General features: G+C 38.2%; 19 protein-coding genes. 5 read left to right on the forward strand and 14 right to left on the reverse strand.

Going from position 1 to position 21,486, the window contains the following annotated elements:
- The first annotated feature begins 23 nt into the window (after window positions 1-23).
- Genes PSF86_RS08635 through PSF86_RS08645 form a run of 3 tightly spaced genes read left to right on the forward strand, consistent with a single transcriptional unit; the run spans window position 24 to window position 3,647 of the window.
- Window positions 24-506: a GNAT family N-acetyltransferase gene (locus PSF86_RS08635; protein ID WP_277899675.1), complete on the forward strand. Its 483-nt coding sequence runs from the start codon at window positions 24-26 to the stop codon at window positions 504-506.
- The gene (locus tag PSF86_RS08640) at window positions 506-1,756 is read left to right on the forward strand and encodes an aspartate kinase (protein ID WP_277899676.1); all 1,251 of its coding nucleotides are present in this window, start codon (window positions 506-508) and stop codon (window positions 1,754-1,756) included. Before PSF86_RS08635 ends, PSF86_RS08640 begins: the two co-directional genes overlap by 1 nt.
- Before the next feature lie 58 nt (window positions 1,757-1,814).
- Window positions 1,815-3,647, forward strand: a complete 1,833-nt coding sequence (locus PSF86_RS08645) for a lysophospholipid acyltransferase family protein (RefSeq protein ID WP_277899677.1) — start codon at window positions 1,815-1,817, stop codon at window positions 3,645-3,647.
- Between the two features lie 41 nt (window positions 3,648-3,688).
- On the opposite strand, the gene PSF86_RS08650 is transcribed toward PSF86_RS08645, so the two are convergent.
- The 12 genes from PSF86_RS08650 to PSF86_RS08705 all read right to left on the reverse strand — a co-directional run bounded on the left by PSF86_RS08650 (window position 3,689) and on the right by PSF86_RS08705 (window position 15,294).
- Window positions 3,689-4,000 carry an ArsR/SmtB family transcription factor gene (locus PSF86_RS08650; RefSeq protein WP_277899678.1) on the reverse strand — a complete coding sequence of 104 codons (312 nt, stop codon included), beginning with the start codon at window positions 3,998-4,000 and terminating at the stop codon, window positions 3,689-3,691.
- 86 nt (window positions 4,001-4,086) lie between these two features.
- On the reverse strand, window positions 4,087-4,458 hold the full coding sequence (locus tag PSF86_RS08655; protein ID WP_277899679.1) for a TM2 domain-containing protein: 372 nt from the start codon (window positions 4,456-4,458) through the stop codon (window positions 4,087-4,089).
- Between the two features lie 89 nt (window positions 4,459-4,547).
- On the reverse strand, window positions 4,548-5,006 hold the full coding sequence (locus tag PSF86_RS08660; RefSeq protein ID WP_277899680.1) for a DUF1801 domain-containing protein: 459 nt from the start codon (window positions 5,004-5,006) through the stop codon (window positions 4,548-4,550).
- 50 nt (window positions 5,007-5,056) lie between these two features.
- Window positions 5,057-5,992 carry a 2-hydroxyacid dehydrogenase gene (locus tag PSF86_RS08665; protein ID WP_277899681.1) on the reverse strand — a complete coding sequence of 312 codons (936 nt, stop codon included), beginning with the start codon at window positions 5,990-5,992 and terminating at the stop codon, window positions 5,057-5,059.
- Window positions 5,993-6,102: 110 nt separating this feature from the next.
- A complete protein-coding gene (locus tag PSF86_RS08670; protein ID WP_277899682.1) occupies window positions 6,103-6,564 on the reverse strand; it encodes a hypothetical protein in 462 nt (153 codons plus the stop codon).
- A gap of 212 nt (window positions 6,565-6,776) precedes the next feature.
- Window positions 6,777-8,132 carry a magnesium transporter gene (mgtE, locus tag PSF86_RS08675; protein WP_277899683.1) on the reverse strand — a complete coding sequence of 452 codons (1,356 nt, stop codon included), beginning with the start codon at window positions 8,130-8,132 and terminating at the stop codon, window positions 6,777-6,779.
- Window positions 8,133-8,189: 57 nt separating this feature from the next.
- Window positions 8,190-9,053, reverse strand: a complete 864-nt coding sequence (gene rsmA / locus PSF86_RS08680) for a 16S rRNA (adenine(1518)-N(6)/adenine(1519)-N(6))-dimethyltransferase RsmA (protein WP_277899684.1) — start codon at window positions 9,051-9,053, stop codon at window positions 8,190-8,192.
- An 87-nt stretch (window positions 9,054-9,140) separates the two neighbouring features.
- Window positions 9,141-9,452: a DUF4286 family protein gene (locus PSF86_RS08685; protein ID WP_277899685.1), complete on the reverse strand. Its 312-nt coding sequence runs from the start codon at window positions 9,450-9,452 to the stop codon at window positions 9,141-9,143.
- Window positions 9,453-9,540: 88 nt separating this feature from the next.
- A complete protein-coding gene (locus PSF86_RS08690; RefSeq protein ID WP_277899686.1) occupies window positions 9,541-11,286 on the reverse strand; it encodes a tetratricopeptide repeat protein in 1,746 nt (581 codons plus the stop codon).
- 342 nt (window positions 11,287-11,628) lie between these two features.
- Window positions 11,629-12,900 (reverse strand): serine--tRNA ligase, encoded by a 1,272-nt coding sequence (gene serS / locus PSF86_RS08695; protein ID WP_277899687.1) that lies wholly within the window; start codon window positions 12,898-12,900, stop codon window positions 11,629-11,631.
- A 134-nt stretch (window positions 12,901-13,034) separates the two neighbouring features.
- Window positions 13,035-14,366 carry an HTTM domain-containing protein gene (locus tag PSF86_RS08700; protein WP_277899688.1) on the reverse strand — a complete coding sequence of 444 codons (1,332 nt, stop codon included), beginning with the start codon at window positions 14,364-14,366 and terminating at the stop codon, window positions 13,035-13,037.
- The gene (locus PSF86_RS08705) at window positions 14,356-15,294 is read right to left on the reverse strand and encodes a bifunctional riboflavin kinase/FAD synthetase (RefSeq protein ID WP_277899689.1); all 939 of its coding nucleotides are present in this window, start codon (window positions 15,292-15,294) and stop codon (window positions 14,356-14,358) included. Before PSF86_RS08705 ends, PSF86_RS08700 begins: the two co-directional genes overlap by 11 nt.
- Window positions 15,295-15,604: 310 nt before the next feature.
- Between PSF86_RS08705 and PSF86_RS08710 the strand changes: the two genes are divergently transcribed.
- Window positions 15,605-19,423: a reprolysin-like metallopeptidase gene (locus PSF86_RS08710; protein WP_277899690.1), complete on the forward strand. Its 3,819-nt coding sequence runs from the start codon at window positions 15,605-15,607 to the stop codon at window positions 19,421-19,423.
- A gap of 5 nt (window positions 19,424-19,428) precedes the next feature.
- The gene (locus PSF86_RS08715) at window positions 19,429-20,130 is read left to right on the forward strand and encodes a fibronectin type III domain-containing protein (RefSeq protein ID WP_277899691.1); all 702 of its coding nucleotides are present in this window, start codon (window positions 19,429-19,431) and stop codon (window positions 20,128-20,130) included.
- A 3-nt stretch (window positions 20,131-20,133) separates the two neighbouring features.
- On the opposite strand, the gene pth is transcribed toward PSF86_RS08715, so the two are convergent.
- Window positions 20,134-20,748, reverse strand: a complete 615-nt coding sequence (pth, locus tag PSF86_RS08720; RefSeq protein ID WP_277899692.1) for an aminoacyl-tRNA hydrolase — start codon at window positions 20,746-20,748, stop codon at window positions 20,134-20,136.
- Window positions 20,749-20,828: 80 nt separating this feature from the next.
- A complete protein-coding gene (locus tag PSF86_RS08725) occupies window positions 20,829-21,464 on the reverse strand; it encodes a 50S ribosomal protein L25/general stress protein Ctc (RefSeq protein WP_277899693.1) in 636 nt (211 codons plus the stop codon).
- Between the last annotated feature and the right edge of the window lie 22 nt (window positions 21,465-21,486).

The raw sequence follows: 21,486 nt of genomic DNA on the forward strand, positions 1-21,486 counted from the left end.
TATAAGTTATATTTGTAACACACATGAAGCATACAATTAGAATAGCACTAAAAAAAGACATGAAGCAGGTACTGGAACTTATCCAAGAACTCGCAGATTTTGAAAAAGAATCCAATGCCGTGGAGATTACCGTTGAAGATTTAATTGCTGACGGTTTTGGGCCCCGGCCGCTGTTTAAATGTTTTGTGGCCGAAATGGACGGAAAGATTGACGGCATTGCCCTTTTTTACCAAAGGTACTCTACCTGGAAAGGAAAAACCATCCATTTGGAAGACCTTGTAGTTAGGCACACGTCCAGAGGATCTGGAATAGGAAGCGCCCTCTTTGCTGAAGTTATAAAACAAGGCCACAAAGAAGGTGTAAAACGCATAGAATGGGTTGTTTTGGACTGGAACACGCCGGCAGTGGAATTTTACAAAAAAAACGGTGCGGTTATTCTAAGAGACTGGGACACGGTACAATTGGACGAGCAAGGAATTAAGAATTTTATAGCAAAACATAATTAATGAGAATTTTTAAGTTTGGAGGCGCATCGGTTAAAGATGCCGAAAGCATAAAAAATGTAGTGAACGTATTACAGGCCGTTGGCCATGAAAATACTTTGTTGGTGGTTTCGGCTATGGGAAAGACCACCAATGCCATGGAAGTAGTTGTAAAAAATTACTTTGAAAACAAAGCCGAAATCCATACAGCTTTTGAAGAAATAATAAGCTACCACAATAATATTCTTAACGATTTGTTCCCCAATACCAAGCATCCTATTTATGCAAAGGTAAAAGGGCTTATAGAGCAGGTTCAAGGCTTTTTGGCCTGGAACAAATCTCCCAAATATAGTTTTGTCTACGATCAAGTAGTAGGTTATGGAGAATTGATCTCGACTACCATCCTTAGTGCCTATTTTGAAGAAGTGGGCATCAAAAATAAATGGCTGGATGTTAGAGATTACATTAAAACCAATGACAATTACAGGGAAGGAACCGTTAATTGGGAACAGACGCAAAAAAATATTTCAGAAAAAATAGACGAAAAAAGCCTTAACATTACACAGGGCTTTTTAGGCAGCGACGAGAACAACTTCACCACTACTTTAGGAAGAGAAGGCTCGGATTATACCGCTGCTATCTTTGCTTATTGCCTCAATGCAGATTCGGTAACCATATGGAAAGATGTACCCGGTGTACTAAATGCAGACCCGCGCTACTTTAAAAATGCCGAGCTTCTTAACACTATATCGTACCGGGAAGCCATAGAACTTGCCTTTTACGGGGCTTCGGTAATTCACCCCAAAACCCTTCAACCGTTACAAAGAAAAGAAATACCATTGTACGTAAAATCTTTTGTCAACCCAACCGAAGAGGGTACCGCGGTAATGAAGTGCAAAGGGATTTCCCCCAATATTCCGTGCTTTATTGTAAAAAAAGACCAAATTTTAATGAGACTTTCTTCTTTGGACTTTTCTTTTATTGTTGAAGAAAACATCAGCGAGATATTTAAACTGTTTCACGACAACCGTATGAAGGTAGACCTCATTCAAAATTCGGCCATAAGTTTTTCGGTCTGCGTTGATAATAAATTCAACAAACTTGACGATCTTTTAAAGGTCTTAAAGTCTAAATTTAAAGTAACCCATTATGAAGATGTATCGCTTTATACCATACGTCATTTTAATGAAAAGGCAATTGCTTCATTACAAAACGGAAGAGAGGTTCTATTAGAGCAGCGCACTCAAGAAACCGTTCAGTTGGTAGTAAAATAAAGCCAAGGCTAAGTTTAGTTTTTCTATATTTGTATTGATGAGACCAATACAGTTTTAAATGGGATTAGTTACTGCAAAAGAAGTTGCACAAGTAATTAAGGCAGATAAATATGGGTTTTTAGGCACACTAAGTGGTTGGGCCCTCATGAAAATACTCAACATATCTGCACTTAATAAAATTTACGACAAGCACAAGGATAAATCCGACCTTGATTTTTTAAATTCTATATTAGAAGAATTTGAAATTAATTTCGAGATTCCCCAAGAAGATTTTAAAAGGCTCCCAAAAGACGGAGCCTATATTACCATTTCAAACCACCCGCTAGGTGGCATTGACGGAATTTTACTTTTAAAACTGCTTCTTGAACAGCGTCCCGACTATAAAATTATAGCCAATTTTTTACTGCACCGCATTAAACCATTGGTTCCTTTTATCATGCCCGTAAATCCCTTCGAAGAACACAAGGATGCCAAAAGCAGCATTACAGGGTTTAAACAATCGCTAAAACATTTACGTGATGGACATCCGCTGGGCATTTTTCCCGCAGGTGAAGTTTCGACATACCGTGATGGAAAATTAATTGTAGACCGTCCTTGGGAAGAGGCAGCCATGAAACTTATAAAAAGGGCAGAGGTACCTGTTGTCCCCATATATTTTCATGCCAAGAACAGTAAATTGTTCTACCGGCTTTCCAAGATGAACGATACCCTACGCACGGCAAAATTACCTTCGGAGCTTTTAACGCAACGTAATCGTGTAATCCGTGTAAGGATTGGTCGGCCCATTAGTGTAGAAGCACAACAGGAGCATGATAACCTAGCTGAATTTACAGAGTTTTTAAGAAGAAAAACCTACATGCTCTCCAATGCTTTTGAAGAAGGAAGGTTGTTCGACAAAGTTCCCACAAGCTTTAAGTTCCCACGATCGCCAAAAGAAATCATTACCCCGGTAAGCAAAAAACTAATGGACCGTGAAGTAACCGAGCTTCGGGAGCTGGACCTGCGCCTGTTGCAAAGTAAAAACTACGAAGTCTTCCTCGCAAAAGCTAAAAAAATGCCTTATATCCTTCGTGAAATTGGCAGGTTGAGAGAAATTACCTTTCGGGAAGTTGGCGAAGGCACCAATCAAGCTATTGATATTGATGAATTTGATGAATATTACCACCACTTATTTTTATGGGACGACGACGCCAAAGCTATTGTAGGCGCATACAGAATGGGAATGGGGTCGGAAATATTTAAAACAAGGGGCATTGACGGTTTTTATATGCAGGACCTCTTTAAGTTTGAGCCCGAACTGTACAAGATGATGAGCGAATCCATAGAAATGGGGCGTGCATTTATTGTAAGCGATTACCAACAAAAACCCATGCCGCTTTTTCTTTTATGGAAAGGAATCGTGCATACTACACTTAGATATCCCAATCATAAATACCTTATTGGTGGCGTGAGCATAAGCAACCAATTTTCAAACTTTTCTAAGTCACTGATGATAGAGTTTATGAAATCTCATTATTGGGATCCCTATGTAGCGCAATATATAAGTCCGAAAAAAGAGTTCAAGGTAAAACTCAAAGATGCCGATAAAGAGTTTGTTTTTGATGAAACAGAAGCCGACCTGAACAAGTTTGACCGGATGATAGACGAAGTAGAGCCCGGCAACCTCAGGTTGCCCGTGCTTATTAAAAAATACATCAAACAGAACGCCAAAGTCGTGGCCTTTAATGTAGACCCGCTTTTTAATAATTCTGTGGACGGACTGATGTATATAAAAATAGCCGACCTTCCGGAAAGCACCGTAAAACCTGTTATGGAAGAATTTCAGGCAGAACTGGAACGAAAATTCATGGACGACCAAAACAACGAAGAAGGGGAAAAAGAGCTAGAATAGGTTGCCTGTTTTGGGCAATACAACAAACCATGGAAAATATATCACTGCGTCTCATCAAAAAAAGTAACTACCGACTGTTTAACTTCATATAGCTTATCGATATTGATGTGATAACAGGTTTTTTTTCCTGTATGCTTTCCCTGAATAAGGTCAACTTTCTTTAGTTCGACCAAATGCTGGGATATGGTTGCTTGGGCCAAATCTATGTCCCTAACCAGATCGTTGCATATACAATTGGGATGGTTGCTAATATACTGTAAAATGGAAATCCTGGCAGGATGACCCAAAGCCTTGAAAATAACGGAAAGTTCATTCTGCTCTAATGTATGTGCCAACTTTTTTGTAAACCCCATGATTTTATTTTTCTTCTTTATGCAATAATAGTAAATAGGGGAATACAGAAAAAGTGCCCAAATGGATATTCAGGCACTTTTTTATGTTAAAACCAAGGTTTTTTACCCACTTGGTATGTGTTGTAAAACTCTTCGTCTGACTTTGTTAAATAGATAATCCCTTCAATCAGGCCAACAATACCCATCAAACCGGCTCCGGCCCCGCAGGTAAAAGCCCCTAGTACTATACTTACCGCAAGCATTATTATACCTTCTTTGTTGTAGCCTAATATAAATTTATGGATTCCTAAGGCGCCCACTACAATAGCCAAAATACCAGCCAATATTTTTTTATTGTCTTGGTTTAGTGCATCTTTTACGCCATCAGAAAATTCATTGGCTGTTTTCTTGGCTTCATCTGAAGTTTCTTTGGCAAATTGTTTCGCTTTTCCTTCAAAATCTTTTTCGTTTTCGCTCATTGTATTTTTAAATTGGTTAGTTTGGCTAATTTACTAAAAAAGCAAGATTGATAATAAAATTAATAGCTAAATATAAGGTTTTTCTATTTTCATTTTTGCTTTATATTTTCCTCATATAATGATATCCACTCTGCTACCGTCATTTTAGTTAATAGTGCCACAACCAGTTTTAATGGTATCCTGTCTATTTTTTTGAACCTGACACAACTTTTTCCCATATCCAGCTTATCGTTGGTGTATAACGGATACTCATTTACAAACCAGTTGTAAAGATCTTTATTGGCATAAATCCCCGAGTGGTATAACGCTATAAAATTTTTCTGGCATGCAATGTTAATAAAAGGCAACGGCAAATCTGGATTGCAATGATACCCATTTGGGTATATACTATGCGGAACAACATAGCCTATCATTCCATAACTTATTGTTTCTTCTAGCCCTTCGGGCAAATTATCTAGTATAACACGGCGCAATTCTTTAAATGCAGCCCTCTTATCTACCGGAACGGCATTTATATAATCTTGGACTGTGGCTGCCTGTATTTGCATTTCCTTAAAATTTATGGACATGCATTAACCCTAACACATGCTTTATAAAGTTAAGAAAAATTCTCCTTAATTTTATCAACAATGGTTTGTGCCAATTTTTCTTTGCTCTCAACGGTCCAACCCGCAATGTGTGGCGTTAACAATACATTACTGGCATGAATTAAATATTTAAACGCATCAGGCATTTCTCCTGTAAATAAATTCTCAAAAGAAGATTTTTCATATTCCAATACATCCAGTCCGGCACCCAGTATTTTTCCAGATTTCAATGCAGCTACCATATCTTTGGTTACTACGCTTTTACCCCGGGCCGTATTGATAAGCCAAAAAGGTTTCTGAAAACTATTTATAAATTCCATATTGACCATTTCTAAAGTTTCCGGCGTTTGTGGGGTATGCAAACTTACAATATCAGCGTTCTTTTTAAATTCCAAAATACCAACTTGCCTTGCATTATCATCACCTACACCTCCAACTATGTCGTAACAAACAACTTCAACATCAAAACCTTTAAGCTTCTTTGCAAAAGCTTTCCCCATGTTTCCATAACCAATTATACCCACGGTTTTACCTTCTAGCTCCAAGCCTCTGTTTTCTTCTCTTTTCCATATTCCGTTGCGTACTTCCCTGTCGGCACGGTTTAAGTTATTGAACAAAGACAAGAGCATGCCCAATGCCTGCTCTCCCACGGCATTTCTATTACCTTCGGGAGCGTTAAACAGTTTTATGCCGAGTTCTTTGGCTACTTCTGCATCAATATTTTCAAGCCCGGCCCCGACACGGCCTATAAATTTCAAATTAGTGGCTTTTCTTAAAAACTTTTCATCTATGGGGAAACGGCTCCGGATTATCATCCCGTCATATTGATGTATCTTTTTTTCAATTTCCTCTTTAGACGAAGTATAATCCGTTTCATTTGTAAAACCCGCTTCGTTTAATTGATCTATAAGAAGCTCATGGTTTGTATCGATGTGTAAAATATTCATTTGTGCTATTAACCTGAGTTCGATTATTAATATAATGCTATGCAAAGGTATTATGAAAATTAAAAAACCAAGCCTTTTGGACGCAGTAGTTTACATAACATAACCACTTTTTATTGTTGGTCCTTTAAAACTTTTTTAATGGCAGCAATTCGTGTTGCCTGACTGTCGTGATGATTTTTAAGAATCGGTACAAGGCTCTCGGGCAGGACACTGGTTTTAAGCAATTTTTTTAGGAGCTCAAAATTGCGCTCTTCCAGTTTTAAAGCTTTTTTAAACAAAAACCTGATTTTGTTCTTTTGAAAAATCAATTGAAAAGTAAGGCAACTTATAAAATAGGAAGTCTTTAAATCGGTTATAAAAAGAACACCTTTGTTCCTGACCTTTAAATAAGAATATAGGTTGTTTGAAAAATTATTTTTAGAAAAAAAACTCTTTTCGTAAAATTCCTTTAACTCGGTATGCGACATATAATACTGACATTCGTTGTATACCTCTTTAAGGTTACTGTTTACAGTATATAGTTGCCTGACATGCTTCTTAGTAGATATGTTTATTCTTTTTTCTTCTTTCATCTCAAAACCTAAAGAAGCCTAAACGCTCCTTTTAGGATTTAATTTTACGTAAAAATAATATATGCCGCTAAATGTGAGAATATTTTTATTAATATTTAACATTTATCTAGATATTTTTAAGTGTTATATGCACAAAAAATACGTTAAGGGGATTGTATCATTAAAAAAACGTAGGATTTAATATTTATTTTAGGGATAGAATGTTAAATTTTTTAAAACCCTAAAATAATCTTAGCAATGGTAAAGTAAATCAATATACCAAATACATCATTGCTGGTGGTTATAAAAGGCCCGGTAGCAACCGCCGGGTCTATTCCCTTTTTATCAAGGAATATGGGCACAAAGGTACCAATAATAGCGGCTATAATTATAACGGTAATTAAGGCAACGCCAATGGTAGCCGAAACCAAATAAGGGGTTTTAAACAAAAAATGACTTATAATTAAAACTACAAAGGCAATGGCAATACCGTTAATAAGCCCCAACATGAACTCTTTCGCCAAACGTTTTAAAAGTTCGCCCCGAATACTATCGTTGGCCAAGGCCTGCACTACAATTGCAGACGATTGCACGCCCATGTTTCCGGCTGTTGCCTGAATAAGCGGCACAAAGCTCAACAAAATCGGGAATTTATTCATAGCTCCCTGAAAGCTCCCTATAATACTGGCCGCACCCAGACCGCCCAACATTCCGATGAGCAACCACGGGAGCCTAGCGCGTGTAAGTTCCCAAATACCGTCATCGGCTTCCACATCTTGTGTAATACCCGCTGCCAACTGGTAATCTTTTTCTGCTTCTTCCCTAATAACGTCCACGATATCGTCAATGGTAATACGCCCAACCAATCTGCCAAGTTCGTCTATTACCGGAATGGCCTCCAAATCGTATTTCGACATCAAGCGGGCCACATCCTCGGCCTTGTCATTTACTGTAACATAGTCTACTTTTGGTATGTACACACTGCTAATTTCGGCTTTGGTAGAAGTGGTCAATAAATCTTTTAAGGAGAGCCTTCCCTTAAGTTTTTCATCATTATCCACCACGTAAATAGAATGCACCCGGGTAACATTCTCGGCCTGGCGGCGCATTTCCTTGACACAGGTAAGAACATTCCAGTTTTCATTAACCTTTACCAGTTCCTTTGCCATTAGCCCACCAGCAGAATTTTCGTCGTAACGCAAAAGCTCCACGATATCCCGGGCATGCTCCTTATCGTCTATCTGGGCAATAATTTCATTAACGCGCTCTTCCGGAAGCTCGGCAATAATATCGGCAGCATCATCAGTATCCAGTTCACTAATCTCCTCTGCGATTTCCTTGGCCGAAAGATTGCCCAAAACCTGCTCTCTTATATCTTCATCCAGCTCTGTAAGTACATCCGAAGTTTTTTCACTATCGAGCAGCTTAATAATATACGTAGCTTCGTCCAGGTTCAGTTCGTGGATAATCTCAGCAACATCGGCATAATGAAATTCCTCCATCATATGCAATAGGGTAGCATCCGCATTGGTTTCAATGAGTTGCTCTATTTGCTCGATAAGCTCGTCGCTAAGTTTAAATGGAACCATACTTACTTTTCTTTTTGGGCGCACAAGCCTGGCTATCCGCTATATCCCTTGCGCAACTTACGTTATATCTTTTTCAATTCTAACTGAAAGTGCTATAAAGTCTTCTACACTCATCTGTTCCGGTCGTCGGTCAAATATAATATCTTCTTTTAAATTATCGGTCAGATTAAATGCTTTTAAACTGTTTCGCAATGTTTTTCTTCTTTGCCCAAATGCAGCTTTCACTACCCTAAAAAACAGTTTCTCGTTGCACGGCAGGGTATAATCTTCCTTTCTTGATAAACGTAAAACCCCCGACTGTACTTTTGGCGGTGGGTTAAATACTTCCGCGGAAACGGTAAACAAATATTCTGCCCGGTAAAACGCCTGCACCAATACCGAAAGTATGCCATAGGTTTTGTTACCTTTTTTTTCGCATATACGTTCGGCCACTTCTTTTTGAAACATCCCGGTAAATTCTGGGACCTGATCGCGAAGTTCCAGTGCTTTAAAAACAATTTGCGATGATATATTATAAGGGAAATTCCCGGTAATGGCAAATGCCTCTTTTCCAAAAATTTTGGACACATCGTATTTTAAAAAGTCACCCTCTATTACTTTAAAAACATTTTTAGTATTTGCAGCACCGGCATGCTCCAACATAAAATTCTGTTGTAAATAAGCAATAGACTCGGTATCCAGATCCATTGCATATACGTCTATGTTTTTTTTCAACAGGTATTTTGTCAACACCCCCATCCCGGGGCCTATCTCCAAAACTTGTTTGTAGTTGGCCAGTGTTAATGTATCTCCAATTTTTTGAGCTATATTTTCGTCTTTTAAAAAATGTTGACCCAGATGTTTTTTTGCACGGACAGTGCCTTCTTGTTGCTTACTGGGCCTATGTGCAGCTTTGTGCCCAAATTTCTTCTTCTTTTTCATTCAATTAATATTTCACGGCCACTCCCTAAAAAAGTCATTATAAAATTTACAAATATCCGTAGCCGCTTCGCCTCCTATACATTTATTTTAATGCTCGCTTACAATTTCCAGCTCCGTTCTATAAGCAACAAATTTATCAGCAAATTTTTGCAGTGCTTTATTACGCAAATCTTGGGCGTCCTCTATATAATATCGTTGCAGGGTTTCCCTGTCTTTGGTAAAATATTGTACAGAATAGGTTATCCCTCCCATTTCTTCTTCAACCAATACCTTTATTATTTTGGCGCTGGTAAACTTTCCGGTAGCAAGCATGTCGGGAATGAGCTCTTTTTGCATCCAGTCCAGCCATTCATTGTGCACTTGTTCTTCTATATTAACGGTTACGTTGTATATGTACATTTGTAGTTTTTGTTGTTTAAGGTTAAAATATGTTTTAACCAGTTTTAATTTTTGGGGAAACTTATTTCTTTTACCTATTTGTAAATCATCATTCCACTTGGTCCCCTCTTATGGAACGGTATTCTTTTCTTGCGTCTATAAGGTAGATACTATCCTGATGTTCATAAATAATCCGTTCAAGCAATTGCTTTGCCTCATCTGGTTTAGACAATTCGTTTTTATAGAGCATTGCCAATTTATAAAGGGCATCGTCCATTAATATATCGGTAGGGTAAAAGGTTATTATTTTTTGATAATCAAGAACGGCCTTTTCATAATCGCCATGTTTTTCAAAGAGCGAAGCCTGCTTAAACAAAGCTTCATCTTCAATAGGTTCTCCCTTGTGGTCGCTTAAAATGGTGCTTAATATAGCCATGGCCCCATCATCGTTATTTTGATAGGCCAACAAATCGGCTTCGGCGTAAAGTTTCAAGGCAACTTGTGTGGTGTCTCCCAGCTTATTGTCGGATATTAAAAGTTTTAATTGCAGCGCATCGTTTGCTATAAGTTGGGACGTGGACGATTTTAATACTTTTAACTGCGTCTCGGCCCATTCAAAATCGCCCTTATAAAAACTTGTCTGGGCAACTTTAAAGCGTGCTTCTTGCCCCAATACATCATTTTTAAGGTCTTTTTGCACTTGCGAATAATATATTAAAGCCTGATTAAATTTTTCATCGTATACCAAAATATCGGCCAAGGTCATTCTTATCTGTGCTTCTGCATATTTATTTATAGGAAGTTCCAGCGCTTTTTTTAAACGTGCTTCGGCCATATCGGTTTCTGAGAGCTTAAATGCCAGAAAACGCGCATACGCTATTTGGACTGGTAATGTTTGTGTATTCTCGCCATATTCGGCCAAAAGTTGCTTAAATGCCGTTTCGATTTTAGCATTATCTTTTTTACGTGCATTTGCAAGGTCGATATTTATCAATTCCAGTTTGGAATGAATCAACAATTGTGTGTCGCGGCTTTCGGCTATTATAAATTCGTATATGCTTTTAGCGGTTTCGGCATCGTTATTTTCCAATGCAATTTTGGCAAGGTCAACAATACTGTTCAACGAAGTTTCCGGAGACCTTTTGTAAATGGCTTTTTCTTGGGCATAGGCACTTTTGTATTGTCCCTGCTGAACAAACAACCAGCTAAGCAGTTCGTTCCACAGGACATTTGGGTCGGTCTGGGCACGTTTTAAGAGCAACTTTTTAAACAGCGCGCTGTTTTCGTTTCCTACATTGCTATCTATAAACCTAGATAGATTTCTTTTTATGTTTCCCACCAAATTTGCCCGCTCAACCATAAGGTCGAGATACATTTCATACATATTTTCAATATCTCCTTTTTCGCCATAGATATAAGCCAGGTCGTAATTAAAATTAAATTCAGGATTGAGCATCATTGCTTTTTTATAGGTGGCAATAGCATTATCCAGTAATGTTTTGCCTTTAAATGCATTTCCAACGGCATAAGCATAATTTGGGTTTTCGTCCAACGTGGCAATGGCCTTGTTGTAATATGTTTCGGCTTTTTGCATTTTCCCCATTAATTGGTAATTATAGCCCGTTTCTACATACAATACCGGATATACATTCCCATTGTCCAATTTTTGCAGCAATACTTTTTCGGCTTCGACATATTTTTCCGATTGTTGGTATGAAGACACCAACCCCATTAGATAACTTCTGTTGTTTGGGTTTTTTGTACATAATTTTTTATAATAAACAATCGCCTTTTCAAATTCCCCTTTTTCAAAATACTGACGTGCTATTGCCTCATCTTGAGCAAAAAGGGCCATACATTGAAATAAAACAAATATGAATAGAATTGAGCGCTTCACCGGTATACTTTTTATGGTTTGCCGTGTTGTTTTAGATAAGGAACGGCTTATTATTCAAAGATAATGCATTAAAACGAAAAAGAAGTTTAGGAGTCAAGGGAGATTTAAAAATACAGGACCCAAAACAGCATTGCCTGGGCCCCGATTTGATGATAATGCTATTAACCAATCTAAAATATAGGATTATTCCTTAATTCCGATTCTATATCACCACACTAAATATACGATTTTTTACACAAAAATTATTATACTCCCCTATTTTTGATTTAATATTAATAAAATTGTAATATTACTACTACATTAAGAAATCATGTCAAAACCTGTATACGGTACCAAAACTTCTGGAATTTTAATTCCCTCCGGGGTTTGACAATTTTCCAATATTCCTGCCAATACTCTTGGCAAGGCCAAGGAGCTTCCGTTTAGTGTATGTGCCAAAACACTTCTTCCGTTTTCGTCTTTATAACGCAGTTTTAGCCTATTGGCCTGGTAATTTTCGAAGTTTGATACCGAGCTAATTTCCAGCCACCTTTCTTGCGCCGTTGAATATACTTCAAAATCGAATGTCAATGCTGCCGTAAAAGTAAGGTCGCCACCGCATAACCGCAATATTCTAAATGGCAACTTTAGCTCTCGCAAGATTTCTTTTACATGTTCCAACATCCCGTCAAAAGCTTTGTAGGAATTGTCCGGATGCTCAACACGAACAATCTCGACCTTATCAAATTGATGCAACCTATTTAAACCCCTAACGTGGGCCCCATAACTTCCGGCTTCTCTTCTAAAACATGGCGTATAGGCCGTACAACATATTGGAAAATCGGCTTCGTTTAAAATTTCGTCCCGAAAGAAATTGGTCACTGGAACTTCTGCAGTTGGAATCAAGTACAAATCGTCTGCCCCAACATGGTACATTTGCCCTTCTTTGTCGGGCAACTGACCGGTTCCATAACCAGATGCTTCGTTCACCATATGTGGTACTTGATATTCCTTATATCCCGCTTGGGTGTTTTTATCTAAAAAATATGCGATTAAGGCACGCTGCAACCGGGCCCCTTTTCCTTTGTATACGGGAAAACCGGCACCAGTTATTTTTGCGCCTAAATCAAAATCGATAATGTCGTATTTTTTTGCCAGTTCCCAATGCGGCAATGCATCTCCGTGCAATGTTGGCACGTCCCCTTCTTTATATATTTCCTCATTATCTTCGTCTGACTTCCCGTCAGGAACAGACGGATGTGGAACATTGGGGATTTGATACAGCAACGCCGTTAACGCTTCCGTTTTTTCATTAAGCTGTTCATTATATGTTTTTGAAGCTTCTTTTAATTCTCCCGTCTGTGCTTTTAAGGCATTGGCCTTATCGATGGCCCCACTTTTAAAATGTGCCCCTATCTCCTTCGACAATTTATTGGACTCGGCAAGAGTGTTGTCCAGTTTTGTTTGGAGCGATCTACGCTCTTCATCCAAAACAATTACCTGTCCTATCAAAGAGGAAGCATCTATGTTCCTTACTTTTAAACGCTTAATAACCTCTTCTTTATTGTCTCTAATAAATTGTACTTGAAGCATGATAATACTTAAAAATTAAATTAAAAAAAGCCTATGGTTTAGCTTTTGTTTAACCAAAAACCAAGCCACAAATTTACAGGTTTACAAGTGATAAAGAAATCTATTTTAAGTCTTTTTTACTAATATCCATGCACTTAATCTTTAATTGAATCCTGCTTATATGGATATATCCAGTCTTCGTGCTTAAAATAGTGCCACGGCTTGTTGGCAATATCGATATCCGGTTTTACAAAATCCTGCCATGGACCACGGTTTACACTAACTTTACTGGTGGAAACATACACAGAAATACTGTCTCCCTTTTTAGCATATTCTTTCTTCAGGTATTGGGCAAATTGCCAAATCATGTCTGGTTTTGTTGCAATTCGTTGACGTTGTTTAGAGGACAAATAATCATCTAGGTTAACTTTGTACCTATTGCCCGTTGTATGATTTAACACCTGAAAGGAGATCATTCCCGATTTTCCCCGGAGCATCATGCGCCAACTCAAGCGGTGCCCCTCTTCTGTCCAGAGCACGTTGTCTTTTATAAACCAATGGCGGAGCGGGAGTGCAATTTGAACCATGAAGTAAATACTTCCAAAAATTAAAAGCGGTTTCTTATAATTAGGTATTATAACTTCGTGGTCAGTATACAGTTTTTTCTTCTTAAGAAATAGACTTCTAATAGTTTCAGCTTCAAAAAAGAAAAGAGCAAATGCCATGGACATATACGGAAATATACCGATGTGAAAAACAAACGAATTGAATAAATGAAAGAAAATAGAAGCAATAAAAGCCCATTTTCGGGTTGTTCTGCAAAGCAACAATGGCACAATAAGCAGATCGAACAAAATACCGCTGTAGGTAATAACAATATGTGCCCATTTTTGTTGAAGCAGCCCACCTATTAAAAAATAATGTTCCCGGGGCACCATTAACATTTTAACTACCGATAAGTCTAACCAATCGGGATAGAGTTTTGCAACCGCTGCATAGATATATACAATCCAGACCTGAAGAATAACGATCAATGTACACCATCTTGGCATGGATATTTTTTTATAGGACGGATTGTACTTGGCATCTAAGGAGAAATATCGGCTTGCGGGCAATAAAAACATTATAAAACAAAGCAAAAGCAATAAATAATAATGATTGTTGTACGAACTCTTCTGCATAAAATAAACGCCAGCCCACATAACCGTATAAGCCCCCATGCTAAAACGGTATTTATAACCAAGCATTACCAGCAATCCAAAAATACCCATAACGGCATAATAAAAATACATTCCATTGCCGGGTAAAGGCTGTAAAAAATCCAACCCGATAAAGTTGAATGTAAATTTTGGATCGACCAATGTTTTTTTTACCCAGCCTGTAAAAATTGCCCCGGTTGCCTCCAAAAAGATGAGCAACCCGAAGATTACCCTAAAAACAACAAGCGGGGAATTGTCTACCCTGGTAAAAAGAAACTTATTGAGCATCGTTTTTAGAAATATAGGCCATGGTCGTCTCTTTATCTTTTATAAGCTGCTTTTTTAAATCCTCAATAGAGTCGAACCGTTTTTCGTCGCGCAACCTTTCAAGCAACTCCACTCTAATTTCCTTATCGTACAAATCTTCATCAAAGTTTAAAAAGTGTACTTCAATGGTCTTTTTCTGCCCGTTTACGGTAGGGTTATAGCCAATGTTCATCATTCCGTAAACAACCACATCATTGTAATTGCTTTTTACCACATACACTCCTTTTTTGGGCACCAATTTGTATTTTTCCTTAATAGAAATGTTGGCTGTGGGGAAGTCAATTTGTTTACCGAGCCCCTTACCTTTTGTAATGGTTCCCGACAGCATATAGGGATACCCTAAAAAGGTATTTGCCGTTTCTATATCCCCTTCGTTTAGGGCTTTTCTAATTTTTGTAGAGCTTACGGAAACTTCGTCTACTTCTTCTACTGAAATCTGTTCGACTTCAAAATCGTACTTTTCCCCAAATTTTATCAAATCCTTAATCGTTGCCGTTCTATTTCTTCCAAATCTATGATCGTAGCCAATAATAACCTTTTTGGCGTTAATGCTATCCACAAGTACTTCCTTTACGTATTGCTCGGCCGTTAACCTGGAAAATTCTTTGGTAAAGGGATGGATGATCAATTGGTCCAACCCGGTTTCTTTCAATATTGAAATTTTTTCTTCCAAGGTATTCAGTAGTTTCAGGTCTGATGATTGCTGAAGCACCATTCTCGGGTGTGGGAAAAAAGTAAGGATGGTAGATTTTAAATCGTTTGCCTTGGCATTGGCAACGAGTTTTTCTATAATTTTTCTATGCCCCACATGAACACCATCAAAAGTTCCTACAGTTACAACTGTGTAATAGTTTTCTTCTTTATCAAAAAGGTTACGCTTTATAATCACTTATAAGCATTTAATGTTAAACTTACATCAACTTCAATAGGTTATATTTCTGTTGAACTTATATAATTTTCGTCCTTTTTTTATTCTTATCTATGGATTGCCTTATACAGCAATCAAAAAAAAATAAAAATGAACATGTAATGCAACCATGCATCCATCATCAACTGCATATTTAATCCCTTGACGGATACACATCACAAAATAACGAATTTAAAAGTGAATATTTAATTAAATAATAATCGGGATTTATTAATTTTTTAAATATCAGTCGGCAATTTTGACTATTTTTATTCCCAGACTTTTTATAAAAATGATAAAAATTACTCGTTTTCTTATTGTTTTTAGTGCTTTATTATGTTGCTCTACGGTTTTATCGCAAGATAAGTCTGTTTGGACTTCCGCTGAAACAAAACAAAAAAGCCTTCTTTTAAAAAAAGGAGCGACTAATATTGGTTATAAACTCAATGTTAAAAATTTAAAAACCAAATTAAAAAACAGCCCAAAAAGAAGCGAGTCCCGACAAAGAAAGGTTTCCGATATACTTATTGACTTTCCGATAGCGGCAAACAAATATGGACAATTTAGGGTAGTTGAAAGCAATGTATTAAGTGAGGAGCTGGCAAAAAAATACCCAGACATAAAATCATATGTTGGGGTTTCTGTGGAAAACCCACTTAAAAGAATTTATTTCTCTGTCGATGCATTAGGCTTTCATGGAATGATACTTGACGGAAATAAAAGAACCTATATAAATCCCGCAAAAAATCAAAAAGACACCTATTATTTAGCGCAAAAAAGCGATTTTAAAAGCCAAAATTTTCAATGTAAGGTTATCAATAAAGAGGCTATGGGCAGCAAAAGCAACAAAACAAACACCTCATTAAAACCTGTAGACGACAGCCAGTTAAGAACCTACAGGTTAGCTTTGGCCTGTACCGGTGAATATGCCCAATTTCAAATTGCCGAGGCCGGCCTTACCAATGGCACAACAGCACAGCAAAAAACAGCTGTACTTTCGGCAATGAATACAACAATAACCCGTGTAAACAGTGTCTATGAAAACGACCTTGCCATTACACTACAGCTTATTGCCAACGACGATGAAATTGTTTTTCTCGATCCCGACACAGATGGGTTGACAAATAATAATTCTGAAACAATAATAAATAATGAAATACAGGATTTAATAGATACGGCAATAGGCCCGGCCAATTATGATATTGGCCATGTTTTTACCAAAACAACCAATGGCGGCGATGGCATAGCTCAGGTGGCATCGGTATGTACTTCTACCAAAGCCCGTGGCGTAACAGGCTATGTAAATCCTGTTGGCGACCCCTTTGATATTGATTACGTGTCTCATGAAATGGGGCACCAATTTGGGGCCACACACACTTTTAACAATTCGTGTAATTCCAATAGAAGTGCCGCAACATCGGTAGAGCCCGGAAGTGGATCTACCATTATGGGATATGCCGGAATATGCCCTAACAATGTGCAAGGAAACAGCGATGCCTATTTTCATGCCATAAGCATTTCTCAAATCTGGGATAATATTACCGCTGGAAACAGCACTTGTGCTTCTACTTCTACGCTGGATAATCAAGCACCCGTAATTGCATCATTAAATAATTATAATATTCCTGCCGGCACACCATTTGCCCTTGATGCTTCGGTTACCGATATAGATGGCGATATGCTTACCTATTGTTGGGAACAACAAAATAATGAAGTTTCTGTACAGCCACCCCAACCCGATGCAGAAGGCGGCCCTATGTTTAGGTCTAAACCACCATCTTTGTCCTCTAAAAGGTATTTTCCAGAGAAAGCCGCTATTCTAAACAACGACCTTGCCCCTAGGTGGGAAGTGGTTCCTACAGTTTCCCGAAACCTTAATTTTTCTTTATTGGTAAGGGACAATAATGCAGAAGGAGGACAAACGGCAAGAGCCGATCTTACCGTTCATACAATAGATACCGGAAACGCGTTTGCAGTAACTTCGCAAAACACGCCCCAAAGCCTACAGGGAGGATCAGTTTACACCATTAACTGGAATGTTGCAGATACCGATGAACTACCCATTGGAACAGGTTTTGTAGACATCTATTTAATTATCGACAACAATTTTGAGAACTTAGTTTCATTGGCCCAAAACACTAAAAACGATGGCGTAAAACAAGTTGTAATTCCAGGCGATATTACCACTGCCAACGCCAGGATTATGGTAAAGGCCGTGGACAATATCTATTTTGCACTAAACGAAGCTGTTCTAGAAATTCAACCTTCCAATTTTGCGCTCATCTTCAATACTTTAGAACATAATGTTTGCCAATCCGACAATAGGGACATCCCTTTTACGTACAATGCTTATAATGGCTTTAACCAAACAGTTACCTTTACAGCAGAAGACGTTCCAAGTGGTTTAACTGTTACTTTCGACCAAACACAGGCGTCTACTTCCGGTACAGTTATAACGGCTAGCTTAAGTGGTTCTGCAAATTTATCGCTCGGGACAAATAATTTTACAATTGTTGCGACCGCCTCGGGCGGCGAGATTAAAGAATATCCCATAGAGCTATCCATATATTCGCCTACATTTAATCTCATAACATTAAACTCCCCAGCAAACAATGCCATAGAAATCCCCTTAAACACAATTTTAAGCTGGGCCCCGTACAACAATGCAAGCGCATATGAAATTGAAGTTTCCGAAACCCCGGACTTTACTGCAATATTATTATCCGATACCATTTCTATCAATCAATTTCAGCCAACCAACCTTGAAGAACTTACAACTTATTATTGGCACATAAAACCTATAAACGATTGTGGTGAAGGAACTTTCAGCAATGCTTTTTCATTTACTACCGTAAATATTACCTGCGAGAGTTTTACCAGCAATGCCAATGTAGCTATTTCAAGTATCGGCAGTAACTCGGCTTCAGCTACATTGAACATCAATGAACAAGGAATTATAAACAATGCAACGGTAACGGTAGATATTTCTCACACATGGATGGAAGATCTTACTATTTATTTAATATCGCCTTCCGGGACTACTATTACCTTACTTGCCGAACAATGTGGTGATAGGGACAATATACAAGCCACCTTCACGGATGAAGGAAACACATTTATATGCTCGAGTTCTTCCCCAACTATTTCAGGCGATATAAAACCCAACCAACCACTGACAGGTTTAATGGGTAAGTTAGCCCAAGGAACTTGGAGGCTTCAAGTGGACGATTCGAACGACGGGGACGGTGGAAACATCAATTCCTTCACCTTAAACTTATGCGTTAATGGTAATTTTCAACCAGATACAGATAACGATGGTGTTTTGGATAGCAACGATAATTGCCCCAATACACCACAAGGAACCAAAGTAGATGTACATGGATGCGAACTTTTTAGTATCGCCGAAAACAATTATACCATTTCCGTAACCGATCAGCCATGTATGGGCGACATAAGCGGAACCGTTACCATTGAAACCGCAGAAGCCCATAATTATACGGCCATACTAACTGGAAATGGTCTAGTATCTTCAAATCCGTTTACACAAAATACCAAGTTTACCGACTTGCCTACCGGAGCTTATGAGCTTTGCTTTTATGTTGATGAAAACAACGAATACCAGCAATGCTTCAACATTAACATACACGAACCACAACCATTAACGGTTTTTTCGAGTAAAAACAAGAATGAGGATAGCGTTTCTTTAGAATTATCGGGTAGCGATTTATACGTTATAGAATTAAACGGGGTAATTTCTAAAACAAACAGGGAAAACGTTGAGCTTTCCTTAAAAAAGGGCATAAATACCTTAAAGGTCAGCACCCATAAAAACTGTCAGGGAACTTATCAAGAGCTTATTGTTACACCGGGGAGTATTTCGGTATACCCGAACGCTTTTCAAGACAGGATTACCATATATACAGGGTTGGAAAACGGCAACAACAACATTAGCCTTTTTGACGCCACGGGAAGACTGATAAAAAGCATGAAATATGAAGCCGATTATAACGGAAAAGTAAAAATGAACCTTGGAGATTTAACTTCTGGGATGTATTTAATGCAAGTAAAGAACCAATTGGGCTCTAATACCATGAAAATTATAAAACAATAATCCTGATGAAAAAATACTTTCCATTATATGGTTTCTTTTTGATAATCTCCTTATCGGGTTGTGGAGATAGTGACGATTCCCCTCCCTCTCCACCTACTGCCGTTACCTTGGTTTTTCCAGAAGAAAACTCAGAGTGTACCGAAGGTGTTGTAAACGCCTCCAACCCAAGCACAAGCACCATTACATTTGAGTGGAATGCCTCAGAAAATACAGACACTTACCAATTATCCATAAGAAATCTCACAACAAATAACACCGAAACGTATACAAGTAACACCCCTTTTATGGAAGTTGCCCTGGAAAGGGGCGTGCCATATTCCTGGTTTGTCACCTCACTCAATACCAGCGCGAACGAATCGGTTAACAGTAATACCTGGAAATTTTACAATGCAGGGGAAGGAACCATAAATTACCCACCTTTCCCAGCCGATTTACTGGAACCAAAGTCTGGTGCCACTTTATACGAGTCCAATAATACCATATATTTTAGCTGGGACGCCACCGACATAGATAACGACATTAGTGGCTTTGAATTGTTGTTGGGGCCTAACGACCCGCCAACGATAAGCGTTGCCACTAATATTACAGAAGAAAGTTACACACACTCTTTGCTTACGACTCCAGGAATTTATTATTGGCAAATTATATCGACCGATTCCCAAGGAAATTCCTCGATTTCAGAAGTATCTCAATTTAAAATAGAATAATTATCAAGTATTGTTAAAATGGTTCATGGTGTTGTTAGCGCCGGCCGTACCAAAAGATTTTATCAGTTCGGCAGCACGTTCCAAACGTTCTTTAAGTTTACCGTATTCTTCTTCGCTCCATTCACCCAGCACATAATCAACCTGTCTCCCTTTTGAAAAATCGGCACCGACCCCAAAACGAAAGCGCGCATAGTTTTGTGTGCCCAATTGATTTTGAATATCTTTTAATCCGTTATGGCCGCCATCGCTCCCTTTTGTTTTTAACCGGATTGTGCCAAAAGATAAATTGATATCATCGGTAATAACCAAAAGATTCTCTAATGCTATTTTCTCCTTTGTCATCCAGTATTTAACGGCTTTTCCACTTAAGTTCATATAAGTGGCCGGCTTTAAAAAAATAAATGTCCTTCCTTTAAATTTATAGGTTGAAGTTGACCCCAGTTTATTGGCTTCAAAAGTCATGGCTTCTTTTTCAGCAAAAAAATCAAGAGCCTTAAAGCCTATATTGTGCCTTGTATTTTCGTATTCAGAACCAATGTTGCCAAGCCCAACAACTAAAAATTTTTTCATGTTATCTATTTCTTCTTTGCCAAATAGTTTTTTAATAAAATGAATCATATGCCGGTACGGTATGATACAAAATTAAAAAAGCATCCCGAAAATGAGATGCTTTTTAATATATATTCGTTTAAGCTGAATTATTCTGCCTTTGGAGCAGCGGCGGCAGGAGCAGCAGCTTTAGTTGCAGCTTTTTCTTCTTTAGCGGCATCTTGAGCAGCTTTCATTGCGGCACGCGATACTCTTACCTGGCATACCACCGTATTGTCCGGGTGCATTATCTTATAATCTTCGCTAACCAAAGAAGTAACATACAGTTTATTGCCTATTTCCAATCCAGAAACATCTGCATCGATATAATCGGGAAGGTTTGCAGGCAACGCCTTTACTTTAAGTTTACGTTGGTTTATACGTAAAACACCACCGGCGATTACCCCTGGTGAATTTCCTTTTTTCCTTACAGGAATCTCCATTGTAACTTCTTTGTCATCAAACAATTGATAAAAATCAATATGCAAGATTTGATCGCTTACAGGATGAAACTGAATATCCTGTAGGATAGCATTGTGCTTACCCCCTTTTTCCAATGAAATAACTACGGTGTGCGCATTTGGAGTGTACACCAAGTCTTTAAATGCTATTTCATCAGCTGAAAAGTGTAATGGCTTATCCCCTCCGTATAATACGCAAGGAACCTTTCCAGCATTACGTAAGGCCTTAGTCGATGCTTTGCCCACGCTTTCTCTTTGAGATCCTTTGATTGTAATTGACTTCATTATATAAAAATTAAATTATTAA

Origin of the sequence: Galbibacter pacificus (assembly GCF_029603165.1) — a bacterium.
GTDB classification, from domain to species: domain Bacteria; phylum Bacteroidota; class Bacteroidia; order Flavobacteriales; family Flavobacteriaceae; genus Galbibacter; species Galbibacter pacificus.